27 protein-coding genes are annotated in these 23882 nt (G+C 70.5%); 26 read left to right on the top strand and 1 reads right to left on the bottom strand.

Annotated features, from left to right (window positions below; genetic code table 11):
* Positions 1-89 precede the first annotated feature (89 nt).
* Positions 90-2348 (bottom strand): putative bifunctional diguanylate cyclase/phosphodiesterase, encoded by a 2259-nt coding sequence (locus AC4D2F_RS14440; protein WP_490911151.1) that lies wholly within the window; start codon positions 2346-2348, stop codon positions 90-92.
* 269 nt (positions 2349-2617) lie between these two features.
* On the opposite strand from AC4D2F_RS14440, the gene AC4D2F_RS14435 reads away from it, so the two are divergent.
* The 26 genes from AC4D2F_RS14435 (at position 2618) to fliR (ending at position 23881) form a co-directional block, all read left to right on the top strand.
* Positions 2618-3457, top strand: a complete 840-nt coding sequence (locus AC4D2F_RS14435; protein ID WP_490911150.1) for a flagellin N-terminal helical domain-containing protein — start codon at positions 2618-2620, stop codon at positions 3455-3457.
* 157 nt (positions 3458-3614) lie between these two features.
* Positions 3615-4991 carry a flagellar filament capping protein FliD gene (gene fliD / locus AC4D2F_RS14430; RefSeq protein WP_490911149.1) on the top strand — a complete coding sequence of 459 codons (1377 nt, stop codon included), beginning with the start codon at positions 3615-3617 and terminating at the stop codon, positions 4989-4991.
* A complete protein-coding gene (gene fliS, locus AC4D2F_RS14425; RefSeq protein ID WP_490911148.1) occupies positions 4992-5456 on the top strand; it encodes a flagellar export chaperone FliS in 465 nt (154 codons plus the stop codon).
* A gap of 13 nt (positions 5457-5469) precedes the next feature.
* Positions 5470-5814, top strand: a complete 345-nt coding sequence (locus AC4D2F_RS14420; protein WP_490911146.1) for a hypothetical protein — start codon at positions 5470-5472, stop codon at positions 5812-5814.
* Between the two features lie 123 nt (positions 5815-5937).
* The gene (locus AC4D2F_RS14415) at positions 5938-6279 is read left to right on the top strand and encodes a flagellar basal body rod protein FlgB (RefSeq protein WP_104166945.1); all 342 of its coding nucleotides are present in this window, start codon (positions 5938-5940) and stop codon (positions 6277-6279) included.
* Positions 6279-6671, top strand: a complete 393-nt coding sequence (locus AC4D2F_RS14410) for a flagellar basal body rod protein FlgC (RefSeq protein ID WP_490911144.1) — start codon at positions 6279-6281, stop codon at positions 6669-6671. The genes AC4D2F_RS14415 and AC4D2F_RS14410 overlap by 1 nt, the downstream gene beginning before the upstream one ends.
* Positions 6671-6973: a flagellar hook-basal body complex protein FliE gene (gene fliE, locus AC4D2F_RS14405; RefSeq protein WP_490911142.1), complete on the top strand. Its 303-nt coding sequence runs from the start codon at positions 6671-6673 to the stop codon at positions 6971-6973. Before AC4D2F_RS14410 ends, fliE begins: the two co-directional genes overlap by 1 nt.
* Positions 6973-8613: a flagellar basal-body MS-ring/collar protein FliF gene (fliF, locus tag AC4D2F_RS14400; RefSeq protein ID WP_104166939.1), complete on the top strand. Its 1641-nt coding sequence runs from the start codon at positions 6973-6975 to the stop codon at positions 8611-8613. The genes fliE and fliF overlap by 1 nt, the downstream gene beginning before the upstream one ends.
* Positions 8610-9632, top strand: a complete 1023-nt coding sequence (gene fliG / locus AC4D2F_RS14395; RefSeq protein WP_104166937.1) for a flagellar motor switch protein FliG — start codon at positions 8610-8612, stop codon at positions 9630-9632. Before fliF ends, fliG begins: the two co-directional genes overlap by 4 nt.
* Positions 9622-10227: a FliH/SctL family protein gene (locus tag AC4D2F_RS14390; protein WP_490911140.1), complete on the top strand. Its 606-nt coding sequence runs from the start codon at positions 9622-9624 to the stop codon at positions 10225-10227. The genes fliG and AC4D2F_RS14390 overlap by 11 nt, the downstream gene beginning before the upstream one ends.
* Complete coding sequence (locus AC4D2F_RS14385; protein ID WP_490911138.1) at positions 10224-11552, top strand: FliI/YscN family ATPase; 1329 nt, start codon at positions 10224-10226, stop codon at positions 11550-11552. Before AC4D2F_RS14390 ends, AC4D2F_RS14385 begins: the two co-directional genes overlap by 4 nt.
* Entirely contained in the window at positions 11552-11986 is a 435-nt protein-coding gene (locus AC4D2F_RS14380; protein WP_490911136.1) for a flagellar export protein FliJ, read from the top strand. The genes AC4D2F_RS14385 and AC4D2F_RS14380 overlap by 1 nt, the downstream gene beginning before the upstream one ends.
* Positions 11983-12768 (top strand): C40 family peptidase, encoded by a 786-nt coding sequence (locus AC4D2F_RS14375; protein WP_490911135.1) that lies wholly within the window; start codon positions 11983-11985, stop codon positions 12766-12768. Before AC4D2F_RS14380 ends, AC4D2F_RS14375 begins: the two co-directional genes overlap by 4 nt.
* 1043 nt (positions 12769-13811) lie before the next feature.
* The gene (locus AC4D2F_RS14370) at positions 13812-14477 is read left to right on the top strand and encodes a flagellar hook-length control protein FliK (RefSeq protein WP_490911134.1); all 666 of its coding nucleotides are present in this window, start codon (positions 13812-13814) and stop codon (positions 14475-14477) included.
* A gap of 14 nt (positions 14478-14491) precedes the next feature.
* Positions 14492-14932: a flagellar hook assembly protein FlgD gene (locus tag AC4D2F_RS14365; protein WP_490911133.1), complete on the top strand. Its 441-nt coding sequence runs from the start codon at positions 14492-14494 to the stop codon at positions 14930-14932.
* A gap of 51 nt (positions 14933-14983) precedes the next feature.
* The gene (locus AC4D2F_RS14360; protein ID WP_104166923.1) at positions 14984-15832 is read left to right on the top strand and encodes a flagellar hook-basal body complex protein; all 849 of its coding nucleotides are present in this window, start codon (positions 14984-14986) and stop codon (positions 15830-15832) included.
* Positions 15833-16086: 254 nt separating this feature from the next.
* On the top strand, positions 16087-17283 hold the full coding sequence (locus AC4D2F_RS14355) for an MFS transporter (protein WP_490911611.1): 1197 nt from the start codon (positions 16087-16089) through the stop codon (positions 17281-17283).
* Positions 17284-17511: 228 nt separating this feature from the next.
* Entirely contained in the window at positions 17512-17877 is a 366-nt protein-coding gene (locus AC4D2F_RS14350; protein WP_490911132.1) for a flagellar FlbD family protein, read from the top strand.
* Entirely contained in the window at positions 17877-18707 is an 831-nt protein-coding gene (locus AC4D2F_RS14345; RefSeq protein WP_490911131.1) for a motility protein A, read from the top strand. The genes AC4D2F_RS14350 and AC4D2F_RS14345 overlap by 1 nt, the downstream gene beginning before the upstream one ends.
* Complete coding sequence (locus AC4D2F_RS14340) at positions 18704-19681, top strand: flagellar motor protein MotB (protein ID WP_490911130.1); 978 nt, start codon at positions 18704-18706, stop codon at positions 19679-19681. Before AC4D2F_RS14345 ends, AC4D2F_RS14340 begins: the two co-directional genes overlap by 4 nt.
* A 40-nt stretch (positions 19682-19721) precedes the next feature.
* Positions 19722-20633 carry a flagellar motor switch protein FliM gene (locus AC4D2F_RS14335; RefSeq protein WP_490911129.1) on the top strand — a complete coding sequence of 304 codons (912 nt, stop codon included), beginning with the start codon at positions 19722-19724 and terminating at the stop codon, positions 20631-20633.
* Positions 20630-21334, top strand: a complete 705-nt coding sequence (gene fliN / locus AC4D2F_RS14330; RefSeq protein WP_490911128.1) for a flagellar motor switch protein FliN — start codon at positions 20630-20632, stop codon at positions 21332-21334. The genes AC4D2F_RS14335 and fliN overlap by 4 nt, the downstream gene beginning before the upstream one ends.
* Positions 21334-21876, top strand: a complete 543-nt coding sequence (locus tag AC4D2F_RS14325) for a FliO/MopB family protein (protein WP_490911127.1) — start codon at positions 21334-21336, stop codon at positions 21874-21876. The genes fliN and AC4D2F_RS14325 overlap by 1 nt, the downstream gene beginning before the upstream one ends.
* 143 nt (positions 21877-22019) lie before the next feature.
* Entirely contained in the window at positions 22020-22844 is an 825-nt protein-coding gene (gene fliP, locus AC4D2F_RS14320; RefSeq protein ID WP_490911610.1) for a flagellar type III secretion system pore protein FliP, read from the top strand.
* A gap of 1 nt (position 22845) precedes the next feature.
* Entirely contained in the window at positions 22846-23121 is a 276-nt protein-coding gene (fliQ, locus tag AC4D2F_RS14315) for a flagellar biosynthesis protein FliQ (protein ID WP_104166908.1), read from the top strand.
* A gap of 1 nt (position 23122) precedes the next feature.
* Entirely contained in the window at positions 23123-23881 is a 759-nt protein-coding gene (gene fliR, locus AC4D2F_RS14310) for a flagellar biosynthetic protein FliR (RefSeq protein WP_104166906.1), read from the top strand.
* The last annotated feature ends 1 nt before the right edge of the window (position 23882 follow it).

Below are 23882 nucleotides of genomic sequence, written 5' to 3'. Positions count from 1 at the left end.
ACGGTGGAACCGGGAGAACTATCGGCGGTGCCTGCAGCGATGTAAGGGATTGTCGTCAGGCGCGTCGCCGACAACCCACCAGCAGGCGCTCATCCGAGAACGCTCGTGGCCGTTGCGGGCCGGGCATGCCTGGTGAGCCAGGGGACCACCTTCGCGGCCGGCAGCGGCTTGGCGAAGTGGAAGCCCTGGGCCAGATCGCACCCCAGCGCACGCAGTTCCACGAGTGTCTCTGCATTGTCGACTCCTTCGGCGACCACCCGCAGGTCGAGGCTGTGTGCGAGGTCGATGATGGAACCCACGAGCCCGCCGGCGCGTGGGTCGGTGCGCATCGCGGTGATGAAGGAGCGGTCCAGCTTCAGCTCGTCGGCGGGAAGGTCGCGCAGGTACGCCAGGGAGCTGTAACCGGTCCCGAAGTCGTCGATCGAGATCTGGATACCGGCGCTGCGAAGGCGTGCGAGGATCTTCGCGGAATGGGCGGGGTCGGCCATCAGCATGTCCTCGGTGATCTCGAGCATGAGGCACTCCGGCGGCGTGTTGTGCTGCTCGAGCAGGGTGAGGATCTGCCGGGGCAGATACTGCTGGATGCAGGACCCGGACAGGTTCACGGCAACGCTGATCGCCAGCCCGTCGGCATGCCATCGCGAGACCTGGTCCACTGCGGCCTCGAGCACGAGCTCGGAGAGCTGGGGCATGAGGCCGGCTTCCTCCGCCAGGGGGAGGAACGACGTCGGCGGCAGCTGGCCGAGAACAGGGTGGTTCCACCGGACCAGGGCCTCGACGCTGGTCACGGCGTGGTCGGAGAGGTGCACCTTGGGCTGGTAGTGCAGTTCGAACTGCCGCTCGACCAGAGCCGTGCGGAGCTCCTGCAGGGTCCTGAGCTTCCGGGCGCCGCCGTCGTCGTCCATCGAACTGTAGAGATGGTGTCCGCTGCGGGTGGCCTTCGCCCGGAACATGGCGATGTCCGCCTTCCGCATCAGGAGGCTGATGTCCGAGCCGTTCTCGGGCGTGAGGGCGATACCGATGCTGACGCTGATCTTCAGGGAGGCCGTCCCGACCCGGATGGGTTCCGCGAGTTCTGCTTCCAGTCGTCGCGCCACGATCAGGGCTTCCTTCTGGGACAGGCCGTCGAGGAACACCGCGAACTCGTCGCCGCCGAGGCGTGCGAGGAGATCGTCATGCCTCAGCGCCCCGGCGAAGCGCTCGCTGACCTGGACGAGGAGGGCGTCCCCGACGTTGTGCCCCAGGGCGTCGTTGACGTCCTTGAAGCGGTCGAGGTCCAGGAAGAACAGGGCGCCGGGTCGATGCTTGCCCAGGCGTCCGTGAAGGTCCGTGACGAATCCCCGGCGGTTCGGCAGTCCCGTGAGGTCGTCCGTGGTCGCGAGGGTGACCAGCAGCCGGTTCCTGAACAGGAGGGGTGCCGCGGCGAGGAGAAGGGTCAGGGCGGCGAGGACCTGGGCGAGGGGCGAGATGGGCATCTGGCACCCGATGATCAGGACTGCGAGGGCCGAGGTCGTGGACACCATCAGCGTGGTGAAGGCGGGCAGCCCGCGGTCCTGGTGGCGGAAGGTCGTCCCGGCGCGGGCGACGCCGTCGATCCACAGCGCGATGGCGACGATACCCAGGATCCACCCGCTGTCGACGATCGAGCCGACGGCGTACTCCTGCGCGCCCAGCGCGAAGCCGATGTCCGCAGCGGCGAAGAGGATCAGGCCGACGACGAGCACCAACCAGCGCGGCCCGAGATCGAGCCCGCGGGAGGCCAGCAGGCCGCCGACGGCTGTGATCAGCAGGAGATCGAGCAGCGGGTAGATGACCACGACGACCATCCCGAACGTCGTGCCGCCGCCGGCGCCGGACCGCAGGACCGGCGCGAGGATCAGGGCCATGAGGGATGCGGCGGCCAGTGCTCCCACCAGGCTGTCCAGCAGCAGGGGCCAGGCCGCGCCCTTCAGCTTCCGCACGGTCACGACGAGGGCGCCGAGCATCAGGGGGTAGAAGGCGAGGTAGGCGACGTCCGCGGCCGAGACGACGTCGTGGGCCTGCTGCCCGTTGAGTGTCGACAGGTAGTAGACATCGCCTGCGGTGTAGGCGGTCACGGCCGCGGCTCCGAGCACCACCTGCCATCGCGACAGGCGGGTCCTCAGGACCGCGGCAATGCACACGGCGACGGCGGAGAGCTCGGCGATGACGCCGAGCCACACGCCGAGGACGTCGAACCGCACCAGGGCGCCGAGCAGCAGGGCGACGACATACAGCGCCGAGATGGTGACCAGCACGATCACCGGGATCCGGGAGATCTGCGGCTGCGTGACACTGCTGCCATCGGATACACGGGCATCAGCATGCATCCGGCACTTCCTTCCGTTCAGGATCAGGATCAGGCACCTGACCGAACAGCGAGCTTACGGCCGCCCCGCGGGCCCGATCCCCGATCCGGCCTGTTCCGGCCCAACCCACGGCGAAAACTGGGGCTTCCTTGAGTTTGACCACGCCGCTTCACGTGCACGGAAAAAAAGTTCGACGGATTCCTAACACTCCGTGGGACCGCTTCCGATAGCTACGGTTGCAGGCCCATGGATGGGCCTGCGATAGCAACCCTTTCACGGAGGAATACATCATGGGTTTCCAGATCAACACCAACACCGCGGCCAACACCGCATACCGCAACCTCTCCAGCACCCAGGGCGATATGTCCAAGTCGCTCGAGAAGCTGTCCAGCGGTCTCCGCATCAACCGTGCAGCCGACGACGCCGCTGGTCTGGCGATCTCCGAGGGCCTGCGCTCGCAGATCGGTGGCCTGGGAGTTGCAGCCCGCAACGCCCAGGACGGCATCAGCGTGGTCCAGACCGCTGAAGGTGCGCTGACCGAGGTCCACAGCATCCTGCAGCGCATGCGCGACCTTGCGGTCCAGGCAGGCAACGATTCGAACAACACCGAGGCTCGAACGGCGATCACAACCGAAGTCACCGCGCTGACTGAAGAGCTGACCCGCATCGGTGATTCGACGAACTTCAACGGGATCAAGCTGCTTGACAGCAGCGCGGGAACGGCCGGCACCATGTCTTTCCAGGTCGGTGCGGGATACGGTGCTTCCGACATCATCTCCGTTGACCTGACGGTCGCAAACGTTGGCACCGTCGTGACCGGTCTTGGGACGCTTAACCTCAGTGACGCTGCCGGTGCAACGGCTGCAATCGAAGCTATTGGTGACCAGATTACGGCGGTGTCCACCGCTCGTTCCGAGCTCGGTGCCTCGCAGAACCGCTTCGAGTCCGCGATCAACAGCATCAACGTGTCGCAGGAGAACCTTTCGGCGGCCAAGTCCCGTATCACCGACACCGACATGGCGAAGGAGATGGCGGACTTCACCCGTTCGAACATCCTCTCGCAGGCCGGTACCGCGATGCTCGCGCAGGCCAACCAGATGAACCAGGGTGTCCTTCAGCTCCTCCGCTAGGCGGTGAGTTCGTAGGCAAGAGTGCACGGTGGCGGGACCGATCCTGGACCGAGAGGTCCCGCCGCCGTGCATTCGCCGCGAAAAGCCCCGAGGAATTCGCAGATGAACCTGCAGTCGAATCAGCAGCACCTTCCAGCCCCACCCGAGAGGTAGACCCATGGCGTTCTCCATCGACGGCATCGCCAGCGGGCTGGACACCACGAACATGATCAACCAGCTCATGCAGCTGGAGGCCCGCCCCCAGACGATCCTCAAGGCCAAGGCCACCTCGACGCAGGGCTTCGTCACCGCCCTGCAGCAGCTGAACACCCGCTTGAGCTCCCTGACCGAGCTCGCCACGAAGACCGCGAAGCCCGCAGCCCTCGACCTCTACAAGGTCGCCAGCAGCTCCGATGCCGCCACCGCCACCGCGACGTCCTCCGCCGGCGCCGGCACCCTCGACTTCACCGTTAGGCAGCTCGCCCAGTCCCAGTCCTCCGTCACCGCGGCCATGACGGCCTTCTCCACGGAGGCCTCCACGCTCACCCTGCGGGCGAAGGACGGCACCACCACCGAACTCGCCACCACCGGAACGCTCGACGACGTCGTCGCCCAGGTCAACAAGGCCGACGTCGGCATCACCGCCACGAAGGTCAGCGCCGGCAAGGACGCCGCCGGCGTGCAGCAGTACCGGCTCCAGTTCACCGCGCAGGAACCCGGCGCCGAGCACAGGTTCGAGGTCTTCCGGGGAACCGCAGCCGACGTCGCCGCCGGCACCGCGACCGACCTCTTCACCGAGGCCGGCGCGGCCACCGTCCGCACAGCGCAGGACGCCGAGGTGGTCCTGTGGGGCGGCACGGCGGCCGAGCAGACCATCACGTCGTCGTCGAACACCTTCACGGACATCCTCCCCGGCGTCTCCGTCACCGTCGTCAAGACCACCAGCGAACCGGTGTCCGTGACGGTCTCCCGCGACACCGAAGCCGCCTCCACGAAGGCGAAGGAGCTCGTCGACGCGCTAAGGGGTGTCTTCTCCTTCGTGGACGCCAATACGAAAGTCACCCCGGGCGCAACAGCCAGCGCGGCGCCGACGTCGGGCCGGTTCACGGGCGACAGCGCCGTCCGCGGGATCACCCAGTCGATGCTCACGGCGGCGACGGCGCCCATCAACGGCAAGTCCACATCGGAGCTCGGTATCACGCTGACCCGCTCCGGGACCGTGGAGTTCGACGCGGAGAAGTTCGCCGCCGCGCTTGCGAAGGATCCGGCCGTCGTCAAGGACGCCCTCGCCCAACTCTCCGCGCGGGTCGCGGACGCCGGCAAAGCGGCCTCGGACAAGTTCGACGGCGAACTCACGCGCCGGATCCAGAGCCAGGAATCGACGGTCCGCAGCCTCAACGACCAGGTGTCCGGCTGGGACACCCGGCTCGAGAAGCGCCGGGCGACCCTCGAACGCACCTACTCGGCACTCGAGGTCCAGCTCTCACAACTCCAATCACAGGGGGACTGGCTGTCATCCCAGCTGGCAGGCCTCCCGACCGGAAGCGGGCTCTAGATGCTGCAGATGAACGGATACCAGGCCAAGCGGTCGCAGTACGTGCAGGACGCCGTCCTGTCGGCCACCCCCGCGGGGCTACTGACCATGCTCTACGACCGCCTGCTGCTCGACCTCGCGCGGGCCGGTGCCGCCCAGGAGGCGGCGGAGTGGACGCAAGCCTCGGAGAACCTGCTGCACGCGCAGGACATCGTGGGCGAGTTGATGTCCTCGCTGCGCACGGACGTCTGGGACGGCGCGGCAGGCCTTATGTCCCTCTATACCTATGTACGGCAGACCCTGGTCGAGGCCAACACCCGGCGGGACCGCGCGAAGACCGCGGAGTGCGCCGAGATCCTCGAGCCTCTGCGTCAGGCGTGGCACGAGGCGGCCCGCACCGGTCACACGCAGCCAACCGGCCAGACTCCCGCGTTCCAGCAGGGCCAGGACGCGCCCCGCTCCCTCGGAGTGCTCGGTGTCGGCTGATCCCGACAGTCCGATGACTACCGCAGCTCTCACGGCCTGGACCACTGTTCTCGACGCGCTCGAAACCGCACTGGAGGCCGCGCCCGATTCGGTGCTCGACGACGCGGGGAACCCGGCGGCCGGCGACCTCATGCGTCAGACCGCCGTCCTCGCCGGCTGGATACCGCCACAGGTCGACGGTCCCATCCCCGCCGAGCTCCTTCCGCGTGCGCAGCGCATCAGCGAACGCCAGCAGGCCGTGCTCACCCGCCTGACCGCCGACGCCGAGACCCTGCGGCGCCACCGCAGCGCCGTCGGATCGGTCCGTGCAGCGACAGTCGCACAGGAGTCCGCCGTCTACCTCGACGTCACGGGCTGAAGTTCCACCGGCGAGTACCTAACGGCAGGCACGGGCACGACCGATAGTTCCCGGTGAGCATGGATCGCTCACCCCCAGGCCATGGATCGGCCGCTCAGCCTTGCAAGAAGAGGTTCTGCCGCCGTGCTCGATTCCGTGTCCTCGCTCGCCCTGCGCAGTGCCCTCGACGGGCTCGCCCTGCGCCAGCGCGTCACCGCGAACAACATCGCCAACGTCAACACCCCCGGCTTCCACGCGCAGCGGGTCAGCTTCGAGGACGCCCTCGCGCGGTCGGTGTCGATGGGCAACGGCAGCGTGCAGGCCACCACCGACACCTCCCTCGAACCCACCCGGCTCAACGGCAGCAACGTCAACATGGATACGGAGACCCTCTCCAACATCGACACCGTGCTGCGCTTCCAGTTCGCGGCCCGCGCCGTCGAGGGCCCCTTCACCAGCATCCGCACCGCACTGAGGACCAACTGATGACCTTCGACGCCATCGGAATCTCCGGCACGGGACTCACCCTGCACCGCAAGTGGCTCGACGCCGTCGCGGACAACATGGCCAACGCCAACACGGTCACCTCGACCGACGGCGCCGCCTTCCAGCAGCGCTACATCACGGCGAGCGCCGACGGGAACGGACAGGGCGCGTACGTCGCCGGGACCGAGTTCGGCAGTGCCGAGGGCCGTCTGGTCCACGAACCCACCCACCCCCTCGCGGACGCGGACGGCTACGTCCGCTACCCCGACATCGACATGAGCGCCCAGATGGGGCAGCTCATCATGGCGCAGCGCGGCTACCAGGCCAACGCCGCCGTCGTCGACCGCGCCAAAGCCACCTACGAAGCCGCACTCCAGATCGGACGCTCCTGATGCCCGTCCCCGCCATCGGCGCCGTCCAGCCCGTTGCCACCTCCTACCTGCCGTCCGCCGGCGCCGTGTCCGACACCGGCGGCGAGGGGTTCGCGACCTCCCTCACCTCCGCCGTGGACAACATCCAGGGCCTGCAGTCGGCGTCGAACGCGCTCTCGGTGCAGGCCGTCACCGGTGACCTCACCGACATCCACAACGCCACCCTCGCCTCCACGCGCGCCCAGGTGACGCTGGAGCTCGTCGCGGCCGTCCGGAACAAGGGCGTTGACGCCTTCAACGAGATCATGAGGATGCAGGCCTGATGCCCACGCCCCTGTCCACCGCCGCCACCCGTCTGGGTGACGCCGTGAAGAGTTTCACCATCGCCCAGCGCACCATCGCCATCATCGGCGTCGCCGTGCTGGTGCTCGGCGGGATCGCGCTCACGTCCTGGCTCTCGAAGCCCTCCTACACCCCGCTGTTCTCGGGGCTGAGCGGTGAGGACGCCAGCACCATCGTGGACCAGCTGCAGACCGACGGCGTGCCGTACGAGCTGACCCAGGGTGGCGGCACCATCCTCGTCCCCGAGACCGCCGTCTACGACCAGCGGATCAAGGCGGCCTCCGCGGGGTTGCCGTCGTCCTCCACCGGCGGCTACTCGCTGCTCGACGACATGGGGGTCACGTCCTCCGAGTTCCAGCAGTCCACCACCTACAAGCGGGCGCTCGAGGGAGAGCTCGCCGCGACCGTCTCCGCGATCGACGGCGTCAAGGCCGCGACCGTCCGCCTCGCCATCCCCGAGGACACCGTCTTCGTGGCCGAGCAGGGCAAGCCGACGGCGTCGGTGTTCGTGCAGACGAACCCGGGCGCCACCCTTTCGAGCGACCAGGTGCAGGCGATCACGCACCTCACCTCGGCCTCGATCGACCGCATGGACGCCGCCGACGTCGCCGTGATCGATTCCGAGGGCCGGGTGCTGTCCGCGGTCGGCGTCGGCGCCACCGGCGGCAGCGACCAGCAGGCCTCGGACTACGAGCAGCGCATCCAGGCCTCCGTGCAGGCCATGCTCGACCGCGTGGTCGGGGTCGGCAACGCGACCGTCGCCGTTGCCGCGGACATGCAGCGCGAGAGCGCCGAGCGCGTCGAGGAGACCTTCACGACGCCCGAGAACGCTCCCGCCCTCAACGAGTCCACCTCCACCGAGGAATACGAGGGCGCCGGAGGCGCCCGGGCCGGCGTCCTCGGCCCGGACAACATCGCTGTGCCGGAGGACGGCGCCGACGGCGACGGCACCTTCAACTCCGAGACGAGCACACGCAACAACGCCGTGAACAAGACCACGGAGTCCACCACGGTGCCCGCCGGCGGCATCAACCGCCAGACCATCTCCGTCGCCGTGAACCGGGGTGCCACGGCCAACATGGACGTCGCCGCGCTCACCGCGGTCGTCTCCAGCGCCGCCGGCGTGGACGCAGCCCGCGGCGACGTGGTGACGGTCGAGGAACTGCCGTTCAGCGACGCCGGGGCCAACGCCGCCGCGGATGCGCTGGCCGAGGCCGAGGCCGCCGCCGCGGCACAGCAGCGGGCGGACCTCATCCGGACGCTGTCCATCGTGGCGGCCATCCTGTTCGTCGCCATCGTGGCGCTCATCATCTACGCACGCCGCTCGCGCCGCCAGCGACGCGAACCGCTCGACCTCGGGGAGCTGCAGGGCGTCTACCCGGCGATCCCGGCGCCCAGCACCCCCGCGATCGATCCCGTGCCCGCTCTGCTCACCCCCCTGGAGCCGGCCCCGAGCACCACCACGATCGACGTCGCCGCGGTGCAGGCCGCTCTCCAGGCAGGGGCGGCGGAATCCGACCTCGAGCGCATGCGTGCGGAGGTCGAGGCCCTCGCGTCCCAGGACCCCGCGAAGACGGCCGAGTTCCTGCGCAGCATGATGGATGACAGGCAGAGCGTATGAGCACCCTCGCCCGCGCCGCCGTGACCGGGACCCAGAAGGCGGCCATGGTGCTCATGCAGCTGGACCAGCACCGGGCGGCGGAGGTCCTCAAGCAGATGTCCGAGGCCGAGGCCGAGGAGATCGTCGCCGAGATCGTGCGCCTGCGCCGGGTGGAACCCGCCGCGGCGCAGGAGGCGCTCGCGGAGTTCCACGAGATCACCACCAGCGGCCTGCGCCGCACGCGCGGCGGCATGGACGTGGCCATCGGGCTGCTCGAGTCCTCCTTCGGCGCGGAGCGCGCGGCGGGCGTGGTGGGGCGCCTGGCCTCGACGGCGGCCGGCAAGTCGTTCGAGTTCCTCGACAGCGTGGAGCCCGGCCAGATCCAGACGGTCCTCGAGGGCGAGCTCCCGCAGACCATCGCCCTGGTCCTGGCGCACCTCAGGCCCGAACACGCGTCCACCGTTCTCACCGGGCTGAACCAGGACACCGGCACCGACGTGGCCCAGTGCATCGCGACCATGGGTTCCGCGACACCGGAGGCCGTGTCCATCGTGGCCGACACCATCAAGATCAGGGCCGGCGCCGTCGCGGCTCCGCGCCGGGGAACGACGGCGATCGGCGGCATCCAGCCCCTCGTCGACATCATCAACCGGGCGGACGTCAGCACCGAACGTGCGCTGCTCGACGGCCTCGAGCTCCGCGACCCGGTGCTGGCCGAGGAGGTCCGCGCGCGCATGCTGACCTTCGCGGACATCGTCCACCTCGAGCGCCGCGACGTCCAGCAGGTCCTGCGCGGGATCGATTCAGCCGTCCTCGCCCTCGCGATGAAGGGAGCCGCCGAGGCGGTGGTGACCGTGATCCGCTCCAACGTCTCCGAGCGCAACCGGGAGATCCTCGACGACGAGATCCGCGCCGTCGGTCCCGTCCGCATGTCGCAGGTCGAGGAGGCCCGTGCCGAGGTGGTGCGCGCCATCCGCGATCTCGAGGCGCAGGGCACCATCACCATCCAGCGCGGGGACGAGGACGAGTATGTCGACTGACGCCCTCGCACCCTTCGCCTTCCCACGTCTCGGCCCCGGCTCGGGCCAGGCCGCGCACCATGCCGCCGTCGCCCAGGGCCACGCCGCGGGGTACGCCGACGGGCTGGCCCTCGCGCGCGCCGAACTCGCCGAGCATCGGGCGCGGCTCGACGCCGAGCACGCCGCCGCCCGAGCGCAGGCGGACATTGTCCTCGCGCAGCGCCTGCGGGTCCTGGACACGGCCGCGCGGGCCTTCGACGCGCGGACCGCCCCGGTCATCGACGAGGCACGCACCCGGATCCTCGACGCCGCCGTCGGCATCACCGAGGCCCTGCTCGGCCGTGCCCTGGAGGACGGGCCGTCCTCGGCGCGTGCCGCCGTCGCGCGTGCCCTCCGGGGAGCGGAGGGTGTGGAGGTGCGTGCCGTGCGCCTGCATCCCGCGGACCTGGCCGTGCTCACCCCGGGGGACACCCCGGCCGCCGTGCGCCTCGTGCCCGATGCCTCTCTCCAGCGCGGCGACGCCGTCGCGGAGTGCCCGGACGGTCATGTGGACGCGTGCCTCGGTACGGCGCTCGCCCGTGTGCGGTCCGCCCTGGCCGCCGGGGGGGCCGCATGAGCCTCGCCATCGAGGACGCCGTGGGGCACGCACTCGCCGCCGCCGCGCCGCAGCGGTACGGCAGGGTCGCCTCCGTCGTGGGGCTCGGCGTCGATGTCGTGGGCCTCGACTGCGCCATCGGGGACGTCGTCACGATCGGCGATCCTGCAGCCGGTTCCGGGACCGTCGACGCCGAGGTCGTCGCCGCCTCGCTCACCGGGCTGCGCTGCATGCCGTACGCCCACCTCTCGGGCATCCAGGCGGGAGCGCCCGTGCGCGCCCAGGGAGGCCCGCTGCTGGTGCCGGTGGGACCGGGCCTCCTGGGCCGCGTGCTCGACGGCGTGGGCCGGCCCATCGACGGGCGCGGCCCGCTCACCGACGTCGCATGGGTGTCGCTGGACAACACCCCGCCGCCGGCGCTGGAACGCACCCGCATCACCGAACCCCTCCAGCTCGGCGTGCGGGTGATGGACACGCTCACCACCGTGGGCCGCGGGCAGCGCATGGGGCTGTTCGCCGGGTCCGGGGTCGGCAAGTCCTCGCTGCTGTCCATGATCGCCCGCGGCACCGACGCCGCCGTCTCGGTGATCGCCCTCGTGGGCGAGCGCGGCCGCGAGGTCAGGGACTTCCTGGAGGACGATCTCGGCGCCGAAGGCCTCGCCCGGTCGATCGTGGTGGTCTCGACGTCGGACGAGCCGGCACTCCTCCGCCTGCGCGCCGCGTTCGTGGCCACGCGGATCGCCGAGGCGTTCCGCGACGGCGGCGCCGACGTCATGCTCATGATGGACTCGCTCACACGGGTGGCGATGGCCCAGCGCGAGATCGGCCTCAGTGTCGGCGAACCCCCCGCCACCCGCGGCTACCCGCCTTCCACCTTCTCGCTGCTCGCCCAGCTCCTCGAACGGGCGGGGACCGGCGCGGCAGGCTCCGTGACCGGCATGTACACGGTGCTCGTGGACGGCGACGACCACAACGAGCCCGTCGCCGACGCCGCGCGGTCCATCCTCGACGGGCACGTGGTGCTCGACCGCAAGCTCGCCGTCGCAGGACACTTCCCGTCGATCGACCCGCTGGCCTCCATCTCCCGGGTGGCATCCCGTGTCACCACGCGCGAGCAGGCTGCGGTGGCCGCCGTGCTGCGCAGGACCCTTGCCGCACGGAAAGCCGCCCAGGACCTCATCGACGTCGGTGCGTACGCCCGCGGGTCCAACCCGCTCGTGGACGCAGCCCTGAACCACGAGGCCGGCATCAACGCCTTCCTGCAGCAGCGGATGGACGAGCAGACCCCGTTCGACGACGCCTGGAACCGCCTGGCCGGCCTCACGACATCGATGGGAGTCTCCTGATGGCACGACAGTTCCCCCTCGCGGGCCTGCTCCGGCTGCGCCAGTTGCGGGAGGAAGAGGCCGCGGGTTCCCTGGCGGCAGCGAACGAACGCCTCCGGGCTTCGCGCACCCGCTCCGACGACCTCAGCGACGCCCTCGACGGCACGGACATCAGCCCCGCCGGCTCGGCGTCGCTGTACGCGGTGGCCGCGGCCCGGGCGTCGGCCCGCAGCATGCTCGCCGACCTGCACGCTCTCGAGCAGCAGCTGCAGGGTGAGCAGTGCCGCGCGCAGGACCAGTACCGCGCCGCTCGAGCGGCGACCATGGGCCTCGAGAAACTCGAGGACCGCCACCGGGACGCGGAGGCGACGGCGCTGATCGGTGCCGAGCAGCGTGTCCTCGACGAACTCGCCTCGGTCAGCAGTGCCCGGCGCAGTGCAGAGGAGAGACCATGACCATCACCGACGCGGTAGGCCGCATCCAGCAGATCCAGTCCACCCTGACCATGCTCTCCGCCCCGGCGGCGCGGGCGCAGGCCGCTCCGGCAGCGGCGGCGACGGGCGGCACCTCGGCAGGTTCGTCCAGAACACCGGCGAGTAGCACCGCGGACCTGTTCGCCGATGCACTCGCGGGTGTCTCCGGTGCTTCCGGTGCTGCAGCCGCCGAGGCCGTCGACCCGGCGCCCGCCGTCGCACCCGCTGTCGGTTCCCCGGCGCCCGTCGCCGGAGCAGGCACCGCACCTGTACCCGTTCCGGCATCGGCGGACGCGGCCCGGCTCATCGAGGCCGCGCGGTCCTACGAGGGCGTCCCGTACGTGTGGGGAGGCACCGACCCCGCGTCCGGCCTCGACTGTTCGGGCTTCGTGCAGCGCGCATACGCGGATATCGGCATCCAGATCCCGCGCGTGACCTGGGACCAGATGAACGCCGGGACCCACGTCCCGTCGCTCGCGGAGGCACAGCCCGGCGACCTGCTGTTCAGCCTCGAGGGCGGCCACGTGTCCATGTACCTCGGGGGAGGCAAGGCGATCGACGCCCCGCAGCCCGGCAAGACCGTCGCGGTCCGGGACATGTGGGAGACCGACGCGAACATCACCACCATCCGCCGCCTCCTGCCGACGGCTCCCGCCGGAGCCGCGTCCGTGGCGGCCCCGGTGGTCGGCGCTGCCGCAACTCCGGAGTCTGCCGAGCCGGCCTACGCGGCCCAGGCGGCCTTCCTCGCGAGCATGGCGCGATGACCCCCGTGCAGGGGCTTCCCGTGGCAGCCGTTCCGCGCGCGGCAGCGGATCCGTCGCGCCCGGGTGCCGGATCCCGGGACACGCACTCGGCGTCGTCCTTCGGCGAGCTGTACCGGAGGCATGCGGGGGAGCGCCCGGGCGAGCGCGGGATCGGCCGTGGTGGCGATGTCGCGGGCGGCGCCGCGGGGCGTGCGACGGATCGCACCGCCACCCCGGTTGTCGGCCGCACCTCCGGCCCTGTTCCTGGCAGTGTCTCCGGTCCTGCAGCGGGCACGGCAGCCGGACCCGGCTCGGGCCCGGCCGTGAGCCGAGCTCGCCCGACCGCGCATGCCGAAGCGAATCGCCCGGATCACGACGCCCCAGGCGGTGTCCGTCCCACGAGCCGTCCCCACGACCCGGACGCCGGCTCGAGGGTGATACCGGCAGCCTCCGCTGCGGAGGGAACCGACACTGTCATTGCAGCAGTGGTTCCAGGTGCCGGATCCACGGAAGCCATGACGTCGAGCGTCACCACTGCCTCGGCAGCGTCCGCCCCGGCGCCCGGGCACGGGGACGGACCGGCCACGCAGACATCGCCGGGTCCCGAGGTCCCCCCTGCCGTCGAGGCGACCACCGGCCCTACCGTCCCCGGAGCCGCAGCGTCGTCCAGTGGCGATGCCGGCGTACCCGGTGGCCCGGTATCCCCTGCACGGGCGATTCCGGGAACGGTCCCCGGCGCGGTGCCGACGGAGGAGAACAGCGAGGCGAGGCCGGTCATGGACGCGGGAACGGGGACGCCGCGGGCAACAGCCGTTTCCGGTGCGGCGACGTCGGGCACGGACACCGGAGCGCCATCGGCAGACACAGGCACAGGCACAGCCACAGACGCAGGCACAGACACCGTCCCGGCGTCGTCGTCGGCTTCTCGTGCCACGGCGGGTTCCGCCGGTACGGGCGCCGGAGCGGCTCCTACTGCCACAGGCGCCGCACCTGCTCCAACCGGCCCAGGCGTCGCAGCTGCTCCTACTGCTCCTACTGCTCCTACCGTTCCGGCGGACGGCGTCGTGCCTGCATCCGACCCCACACCCGAGGCGAACGCCCCCGCAGCGGTGGCCGGCATGCAGGACACCACCGATTCCGGCACGCCGACCCAGGCCGGTGACGGAACGGCCGCCGACGGGATCATCGAGCAGGCCGGGGCGGCCCCGCAGCCGGCACCCGGACGCGCCGAACTGCCCGTGCCCTTGCCGCCGGTGTCCGGGGCCGCCGTCGTCGGAGCCGGTGATGCGGCAGCAGCGGCTCCGGTCCGACCGGCCACGGTACCCCTGCCGCAGCAACTCGGCGGCCACGCGTTCGCGCTCGCCCAGTCCGCGGCCGACGCCCCGGGCGGGACGAGCACCATCACCGTCACCGTCGCACCCGACGATCTCGGACCCATCACCATCCGCGCCAGCTTCGCCCCGGATGGCACGCGGCTCGAGTTCTTCTCCTCCACGGACGTCGGGCGCGAGGCCCTCAAGCAGGCCATGCCGGACCTGCGGCGCGAGGCGTTGTCGTCGGGCCTGTCCGCATCGCTCGATCTCGGGACCGGCACGCCCGAGGACCGCAGGGACGAGCGGCGCGACGAGCCGTCCGGCCATGCCGCCACAGCGATCCACCGCCCGGTGCAGGGCACCCCCTGGACCCCGAGCCCCGCCGCGGGCTCCTCCACCCTCGATCTGTTCGCCTGACCCGGAAGGACACCATGCCCATCGACCCCGTCGCGTCCGCGACCTTCGCCCCCACCGAGGCCCCGGCCACCGGAACCCGGAAGCAGACCATGGACTCCGAGGTGTTCATGTCCCTGCTCGTCAGCCAGCTCCGCAACCAGGACCCCAGCGCTCCCATGGACACCAACGAGATGATCGCGCAGACCACGCAGCTGGCCATGATGGAGAAGATCACGCAGATGACCGGCGTCAGCGAGGAGAACTTCCACCTCCAGATGCGCTCCTCGGCGGCCGCGCTGATCGGCAACGAGGTCTCCTACACGGGGGCGGACGGCGTCGAGGCCCGCGGCCTGGCAACGGCCGTCTCCTATAGCGGTCCCGTACCCACCGTCACGATCGGCGGCAAGAGCATCGCCCTCGACCTCGTCTCCGGCGTGGGCGTGCTCCCTGCGCCGGCGCCCGCACCCGTTTCCTGATCCCGCACCCTACTTCCTGATCCGCCCGCTCCGCTTTCGAAAGGCACCATCATGCTTCGCTCGCTCTACTCCGGCATCTCGGGGCTCCGCTCCCACCAGACCATGCTCGATGTCACCGGCAACAACATCGCCAACGTCAACACCACGGGCTACAAGGCCTCCGCCACCCAGTTCCAGGACACGCTGTCCCAGCTGACGCAGGGGGCCGGTGCTCCGCAGGAAGCCCTCGGTGGCACCAACCCCGCCCAGGTGGGCCTCGGCGCGCAGGTGGCCGGCATCATCACCAACTTCTCGCAGGGCTCCACCCAGGCAACTGGCCGCGCCACGGACATGATGATCTCCGGCGACGGCTTCTTCATCACCCGCAACGGCGCGGAGACGCTCTACACCCGTGCCGGTGCCTTCACTCCCGACGCGGACGGCAGGCTCGTCACGCCGGACGGCTCCATCGTCCAGGGATGGCCCGCTGTCAACGGCGTCCTTCAGGAGGGTGGCCCGGTCAGCGATCTGCGGATGCCCCGGAAGGGTGAGGTCTCCGCGGCCGGTACCCTCGAGTCCTTCACCGTGGGCCCCGACGGCACCCTGATAGGTGCGTTCAGCGACGGCTCCCGCCAGCCCCTCGGACGCGTGGCGCTTGCCGGTTTCACGAACCCCGCGGGCCTGGAGAAGGCGGGCGGCTCCTCCTACCGCGCGACGGCGAACTCGGGTGCGGCGGAGATCGGCACCGCCGACAGCAACGGCCTCGGATCGCTCGACGCGGGATCGCTCGAGATGTCCAACGTGGACCTCTCCCAGGAGTTCACGAACCTCATCGTGGCGCAGCGCGGTTTCCAGGCGAACGCGCGCATCATCACGACGTCGGACGAAGTGCTCCAGGAGCTCACGAACCTCAAGAGGTAATGATCCGGAACTCCATGCCGTCCCCCGGCTCACCGATGGTCCCGAAGGGCTGCCGTCCAAGGCTGCAGGGGACGCTGCCTCCACCAGAGGTCGCATGATTGCAGCAGGCCGAGTCGGCCCGGAGTGAACGCCGACTCGGCCTGCTGCAGTAGAGGGGAGCGTGTGCCGGGGGCTGGGGCGTGGCGGGCAGCAGCAGTCCCACGGGCAATGGATGAGCAAGAAGAGGTCGCGGGGGACTTTAGGGTTATCTGGTGATGGGTGTCGAGCGGGATCGGCCGCGTGGGGGTCTGGCGGCACTGTGTGTCGCGCAGACCACGAGCTGGGGCCTGCTCTACTACTCGCTGCCGGTGGCCCTCGTCCCGATCAGCAAGGACACCGGCTGGTCCGTGCCGGCGATGACGGCCGCGTTCTCGGCTGGACTGATCGTCTCCGCGTTCGCCGGTGTGCGGGTAGGGCGTGCGCTGGACCGGACGGGGCCACGGCTTCTGATGAGTATCGGAAGTGTCATAGGCGTCGTGGCGCTGGTGCTGGTGGGTCTGGCCCCGAACTTCCCGGTGTTCGCTGCCGCGTGGATCGTCGCGGGATTCGCGCAGGCTGCAGTGTTCTACCAGCCGGCGTTCGTCGTCATCACCCGCTGGTTCGGGCCGTCCAGGGTGCGGGCCCTGACGGCTCTGACCCTGGTGGCGGGGTTCGCGTCGACGATCTTCGCGCCTGTCACTGCGGCGTTGATCGACGGGCTGGGATGGCGGACCGCCTACCTCGTCCTGGCGGGGATCCTGGCCGTCGTGACGATCCCGCTGCACTGGTTCTTCCTCAACGCCCACTGGTCTTCCACTGCCGCTCCACCTGCCGGGGCAGGGCCGCCGCAGGACACTCGTATGGTGTCCCGAAGCCGGCCGTTCCGTCTGCTGCAGGCCACCATGGCCCTCTCGACGCTCGCCCTCTACGCGGTCACCTTCAATCTGGTAGCCCTGTTCCTGGAGCGCGGGGTGAGTTACCAGAGTGCGGCAGTGGCCTTCGGCCTGATCGGGGTAGGGCAGGTCATCGGCCGGATCGTGTACTCGGCGCTGCCGTCGAACACGTCAGCCGTGGCTCGGACCGTGGTGCTCACCGCCGTCGGAGCCGCATCGGTGTGGGCCCTGGCGCTGATACCGGGCCCACCAGGACTGCTCGTCATCGTGGTGGTGATCGCCGGGATGGTGCGCGGCTGTAACACGCTCCTGCTGGCCACTTCCGTATCGGACCGGTGGGGAACACGGAATTTCGGCGCCCTGCAGGGCGTCTTCGCGGCGCCGGTGACCGTGGTCGGAGCGCTGGCTCCCGCCGCGGGCCCCGCGCTCGCGTCAGTGCTCGGCGGCTACCCGGAGATGGCTCTGGTGATGGCCGTACTCGCCACCATCGGTGTCCTCACCGCTTCGCGCACCCGCACACCCGAGCACCCGCCCGCCTGATCGGCGGCCCGCCGGGCGGCTGCTCCGCGCCACGACTCCCGGTGCCGGCGTGCCTCCGGGGACCGCGGGGTCGGCCTGGTGACCCGACACCCGGGAGAAGAAGCTCGTCTCCCACCCCGCGCTGGTCCACCATGGCGTCCGCGGGGTGCCCGCCCTTACGAAGCCGGTGCCCGTGCCGACAGTGGGAGGAAGAGACCCCGCCGGGGTGTCCCGACCCCAGGATGTCCGATGATCGTGGTGACCCGGCTCAACGAGAGCCAGTTCGCGGTGAACCCTGACCTCATCGAGCGCATCCACGAGAATCCGGACACCACGCTCGTGATGGTCGACGGCGCGAAGTACATCGTCACGGAGTCCCTCATCGAGGTGATCGAACTCATCGCCGCGTACCGCGCGCGCATCATCTCGCTGGCGCGGTTCATGCCCGGCGACCCGTTCGGTGACCCGTCCGAGGGCAGGGACCAGGCAGCCCAGCGTCCGCTCGGCCTCGTCCGAGATGCGGATACCGCGGCCCCCACCGACACCAGCCAGAGCGGGTCGGCCGGCACCGAGGGTGCCGGCGAGCCCGTCCAGTTCAGACCAAGGACCACGTAATGGATCCCGCAACAATCATCGGTATCCTCGTCGCCTTCGGCGCGCTGTACGCGATGATCACCCTGGAGCACGCGAGCGTCGAGGCGCTCCTGCTGCCGGCGCCCATGATCCTCGTGTTCGGCGCCACGATCGCCATCGGGATCGCCGGCGGCACCTTCAAGGACTTCCTGGTCGCGGTGAAGGCCGTCCCGCCGGCCATGATGGGCAAGACCGTCCCGCCGCAGGAGACGATCGACAGCGTGGTGGTCCTCGCGGAGAAGGCCCGCAGTGAGGGTCTGCTCGCGCTCGAGGAGGAAGCCAACACCGTAGGCGACCCTTTCCTGCGCGGGGCTCTCCAGAACATCGCGGACGGGACGGATGGAGAGGAGCTGCGCGAGATCCTCGAGGACGAGATCGACTCCGCCTCCCAGACGCACCGCACGGCCTCGAAGTTCTTCGCGAGCCTCGGCGGCTACGCCCCGACGGTGGGCATCATCGGGACCGTCGTCTCGCTGACCCACGTGCTCGAGAACCTCTCCAGCCCCGACAAGCTGGGGCCCATGATCGCCGCCGCCTTCGTCGCGACGCTCTGGGGGCTGCTCTCGGCGAACTTCCTGTGGCTGCCCATCGGCACCCGCATCAAGCGCCTGGGTGAGATGGAGACGGCGCGCATGACGCTCCTGATGGAGGGAGTCCTCGCGGTGCAGGCCGGCAGCCAGCCCCGCCTGCTCGGCGAGCGGCTGAAGGCCATGGTGCCGCAGCATGCGCAGGGCAAGGGTGGCAGGGATTCCGGCAAGGGCGCGAAGGGCGCCGCCGACGGGCCGGCCGCGCAGGGCAAGGCCGCGGCGTGAGCAGACGCCCGCACCGCCGCCGGCGCAGCGAAGAGCACGGCGAGGAACATCCGGACGAGCGCTGGATGGCGTCCTACATGGACATGGTCACCGTGCTGATGTGCATGTTCATCGTCCTGTACGCGATGTCCAGTGTGGACCAGCAGAAGTTCGAACAGCTGCGTGCCTCGCTCGCCACGGGCTTCGGCACGGTCGAGACCGCGACCGTGGACACGGCGGAGGGAACCGTCGTCGCCGCGGAGAACGTCAACGCCGAGGGGGAGTCCTTCACCGGGGGAGCCGCACTCGCGGACGTCGCCCCGGAGACACCGAAGGACGAACCCGGAGCCGCGGACGTCGCCGTCCCGACGCCGTCGCCGTCGCCGTCCGCCGGCGGAGCGTCCGAGACCACCGCACCGACGCCGTCGCCCTCACCATCGGCCGGCGGGGACGCTGCGGAGCCGACGACGGACCGCGAGCGCGCGACGGCGGAAGTGGAGAACCTCCGGGCACTGCAGGAGCGGATCGACGCCGGGCTGCGCGAGCGGGACCTCGAGACGGCCGTCCGCTACGTGATCGACGAGCGTGGCCTCACCATCCGGCTCGTCAGTTCCGAGACCTTCTTCCTCCCGGACAGCGCGCAGCTGACCGAACAGACGCAGCGCGTGCTCGAGAGCGTGGGACCGATCCTGGCGACCATCCCCAACGAGGTGGGCGTCGAGGGACACACCGCGCGCCTGCCCGACTCCGTGCCGCGGCCGCTCGACTGGGAACTGTCCACTGAACGGGCCGTCAACGTGGTGCGGAACCTCATCGACTCCGGCGGAGTCCCCGCGCCCCGCCTGGTGGCCATCGGCTACGGCGAATCGCGGCCGCTGGCGCCCGGCACCACCGAGGCGGAGCTCGAACTGAACCGCCGCGTGGACATCGTGGTGCACTCCGACGAACCCGAGAGCGTGCGCGCTCTCATCCCGGGAATCACCGGCGGCACCTGAACCGCTAACGACCGGCCGACGTCGTCCGATAGTCGTTGGCGTGACGGTCCAGGAACAACTCTCCTTTGGCGTGCCCTCGGCACCCGCAAGGGCGGTGGATGTCTATGACTTCCGCCGGCCCACCACGCTCGCCCGCGAGCACTCCCGAGTACTCGAACTCGCGTTCGAGACCTTCGCGCGCCAGTGGGGCACGCAGCTCACCGCGAAGGTCCGCGTGATCTCGCAGGTGACGAGCGAGCAGGTCCTCATGCAGACCTACAACGAGTACGCGGCGTCGCTGCCCGCCACCACGGCGATGGTCCTGTGCACCATCCCGGACCACACGAGCAAGGCCGTGATCCAGTTCCCCGCCTCCGCGGGCCTGTTCTGGGTGGACTCCATGCTCGGCGGCCACGGGACGGTGCCTCCGGGCGAACGGAAGTTCACGCAGATCGAGCAGGCCCTGATCCGGCGGCTCATGGACGACGCCCTCGAGGGGCTCCACTACTCGCTCGGGTCCGTGCTGACGCACCAGCTCGGGATCGACTCCCTCCAGTACAACTCGCAGTTCGCCCAGGCGGCCTCGACCACGGAGCTCATGATCGTGGGCACCTTCGAGATCCGCGTCGGCGAGCGGTCCTGCCCCGCGACGGTCGCCATCCCCGCGCAGCTCCTGCTCGCACAGCTCGGGGACACGAACCCGACCGCGACCGGCGAGGACGCCCGCGAGCTGATCGAACAGCAGGTCGCGCACGTGCCCGTCGACGTCGCCGTACAGCTCGCGGCGCTGCCCGTCCTGCCCTCACGCATCCTCGACCTGGCCGTCGGGGACGTCCTGAAGCTGCCGCATCCGCAGCACCGGCCCTTCGAGCTCGCCGTCAACGGGCAGCGGCTCGGCGAGGCCGCCCTGGGCCAGAACGGATCCCGTCTTGCCTGCGTAGTAGTGACCACCGAGGAGAACCCCGCACCATGAACACCACCACCGCCGAGTTCGACGCCGCCGCATCCCTCGCCGCGCGTCTGCCCCTTCCCGGGCCGCTCACGGCCCAGACCTGCAACGCCTCCGAGGTGCCGTCCGCCAGCGCGTCGACCGCCGTCGTCGCGTCCTTCGTGGGCGCGGCCTCCGCCGACCTCGCCGTCGTCCTGATCGACACCCAGCCCCTGGCCGCGGCCGCCGGCACGTCGTCACCCCTCGTCTCCCCGGCCGATGTGCTCGTGCCGGCGCTCGAGGCCGCCTCCTCGTCCCTCGGCGACGGCGTGCTCGGCGCCCCCGCCGTGCAGGACGCCCTGCCGCTGTTCCGCGACGCCGAGACCTCCGTGTTCCGGCTCGCCGGGCCCTCCGGCACCGTGGGATGGTTCGCCCTGCGCCTGCGCGGCGCGCGGCCCGGCGCCGCCCCCCGCCGCTCCTCCGCGTCCGCCGGCGCGGCGAACCTCGGGCGCATCAGCAACGTGGAGATGGCCATGACGGTCGAGATCGGCCGCACCCGCATGTCCGTCCGGGACGTCCTGGACCTCGAACCCGGGGCCGTCATCGAACTCGACCGCTCCGCCGGTGCTCCTGCCGACGTCCTGCTCAACGGCCGGCTCGTCGCGCACGGCGAGGTCGTGGTGGTCGACCAGGACTACGCCGTCCGCATCACGCAGATCCTCGACGTCACCGACGGCGCCCTCTAGTGGACGTCGTGGTCCTCGCGCTGCGGGTGCTGCTGTCCCTCGGCGTCGTCCTCGCGCTGCTCTTCGTGCTGCACCGCAAGGTCTCGAAGCTCAACGGCACGCGGGCCGGTGCGGACCTCGTGTCCGTCGTCGCCCGCCAGGGCCTCGGCGCGAAGGCCTCCCTCGTGGTGGTCGACGCCGAGGGCACCCGGTTCTACCTGGGCGTCACCGAGCAGGCGGTGTCGGTACTGCACTCCGCTGCGGCCCCGCGGACGCTGCAGGCCGTTCCCGCGGCCGACGCCGTCGCCCTGCCGCCCCGTGCGGTCCCGTCCGGAGACTCCGGAGCGGATCCTTCCTCCGGCCCGGCACCCGACGCGGACTTCGCCGCATCGCTGCGCCTCGCCACGACCGGGAACGATCCGGTGCCCGCCACACGCCGTGCGGCCCGGGCTGCCCGGGCGGTCGAGCCCGTGCGCCCCACGGCACCACTGCACGGCTCGATCCTCGCGCCGGCCACCTGGAAGCAGACCGCAGCCTTCCTGCGCCAGGGACGGGTCGGGTGACGACGGCGTTCCTGCCGTCGGTCAGCCCGGCACGCTTCGCCGGCGTACCTCACCCCGCTCCGGGCGTGGCCGTGCGCTCTGACGCGGGTGCACGCTCCGCCCGGTGCTTCCCCGCCCGGTCCTTCCGCGCGCCGTTCCCGACGGTGCTCACGGCGCTTGCGGCCCTCGTGCTCGCCGTCGTCGTCGTCCTCCTCGGTGCCCCCGCCGGCCATGCGGGCGAACTGGACCCGGGTGTCCCCGAACCCACGGCGCCGTCCGCACCCGCGGACCCCACCGCCCCCGTGGCGCCGGGCAGCGACGACGGGCTCTCGGTCGAGATCAACGGCGTCAACGGTGCACCGAGCTCCGCGGTCCTGACCCTCATCGGCATCACCCTGCTGTCGGTGGCGCCGGCCCTGCTGCTGATGATGACGTCCTTCACGAAGATCTTCGTGGTGCTCGCCATGACCCGGAACGCCCTGTCCCTGCCGTCCATCCCGCCCAACCAGGTGCTCGCGGGGCTCGCCCTGTTCCTGTCGCTGTTCATCATGGCGCCGGTCCTCACCGAGATCAACAACCTCGCCGTCCAGCCCTACCTCGATGGCTCGACGACGTTCACGGAGGCACTCACGGACGGCTCCGGACCGCTGCAGACCTTCATGCTGGCGCACACCCGCGAGGAGGACCTGGCGCTCATGACGCGGGCCGCCGGGCAACCGAATCCCGAGGACGCCGCGAGCGTCCCGCTGACCACCCTGATCCCCGCCTTCATGATCTCCGAGCTGCGGGCCGCGTTCATCATCGGCTTCGTGATCTTCGTGCCGTTCCTCGTGATCGACCTCGTGGTCTCCGCGGCCCTGATGTCCATGGGCATGATGATGCTGCCGCCGGTCATGATCTCGCTGCCCTTCAAGATCCTGCTGTTCGTCCTCGTGGACGGGTGGGGCCTCATCATCACGGCCCTCATCAACAGCTACCAGGGCGGTTGACGTGGATACCAACGCCGTCCTCGACATCGGTCTCGCCGGGATCTGGGTCGCCGCGAAGCTGTCCGCGCCCGTCCTCCTGACGGCCCTCGTGGTCGGGTTCGCGATCTCGCTGCTGCAGTCCATCACCCAGATCCAGGAGGTCACGCTCTCCTTCGTCCCGAAGGCCGCCGCCGTGTGCCTGGCCCTGCTCGTCTGCGGCCACTGGATGATCTCCGAGATGATCTCCTTCACGCACGAGATGTTCGAGCGCATCCCCGGGCTCCTCGGGGGCGGCTGACATGGAGATCGTCCTGGACCAGTCCCGCATCGAAGCGATCATGCTCGCGGGTGTGCGGATCGTCGCGTTCCTCGTGATCGCGCCGCCCTTCTCCTACAAGGGCATCCCCGCACGCGTGAAGGCGATGCTCGCCGTCGGGCTCGCCCTCGCGGTGTCCCCGACGGTCGAGGCCGGTTACGAGACCGGCGGGACCGGCCAGTACATCGGCGCACTGGTCCTCGAACTCGTGGTCGGTGCCGCACTCGGCTTCCTCGTCCTGGTCGTGTTCTCCGCGGTCCAGTCCGCCGGCAGCCTCATCGACCTCTTCGGCGGCTTCTCGCTGGCCCAGGGCTTCGACCCGCAGTCCATGGTCAACGGCGCCCAGTTCGCGCGCCTGTTCCAGCTGACGGCCCTGACGCTGCTCTTCACCTCGGACGGCTACCAGTTGATCATCGGCGGGCTCGTGCGCACCTTCGACGCCCTGCCACTCGGCGGCGGGCTGGACCTCGCGGAGCCCGCGGAGGCACTCACCGGCGCCGTGACCGGGATGTTCCTGGCCGCGGTGCAGATCGCCGGGCCGCTCATCGTCGTCCTCTTCCTGGCCGACGTCGGCCTGGGGCTCCTCACGCGTGTGGCCCCCGCGCTCAATGCGTTCGCGCTCGGCTTCCCGCTCAAGATCTTCATCACGCTCAGCCTCGGCGGCGTGGTGTTCATCGCGCTCCCGCGGGTGGTCTCGACCCTCGCGGACACCGCCGCCGAACTCCTGATGGGGGTGGGCTGAC

The organism is Arthrobacter sp. TJ-263, assembly GCF_058269155.1.
The sequence above is the reverse complement of the archived record's forward strand: the minus strand, read 5'-3'. Positions and strand labels throughout refer to the sequence as shown.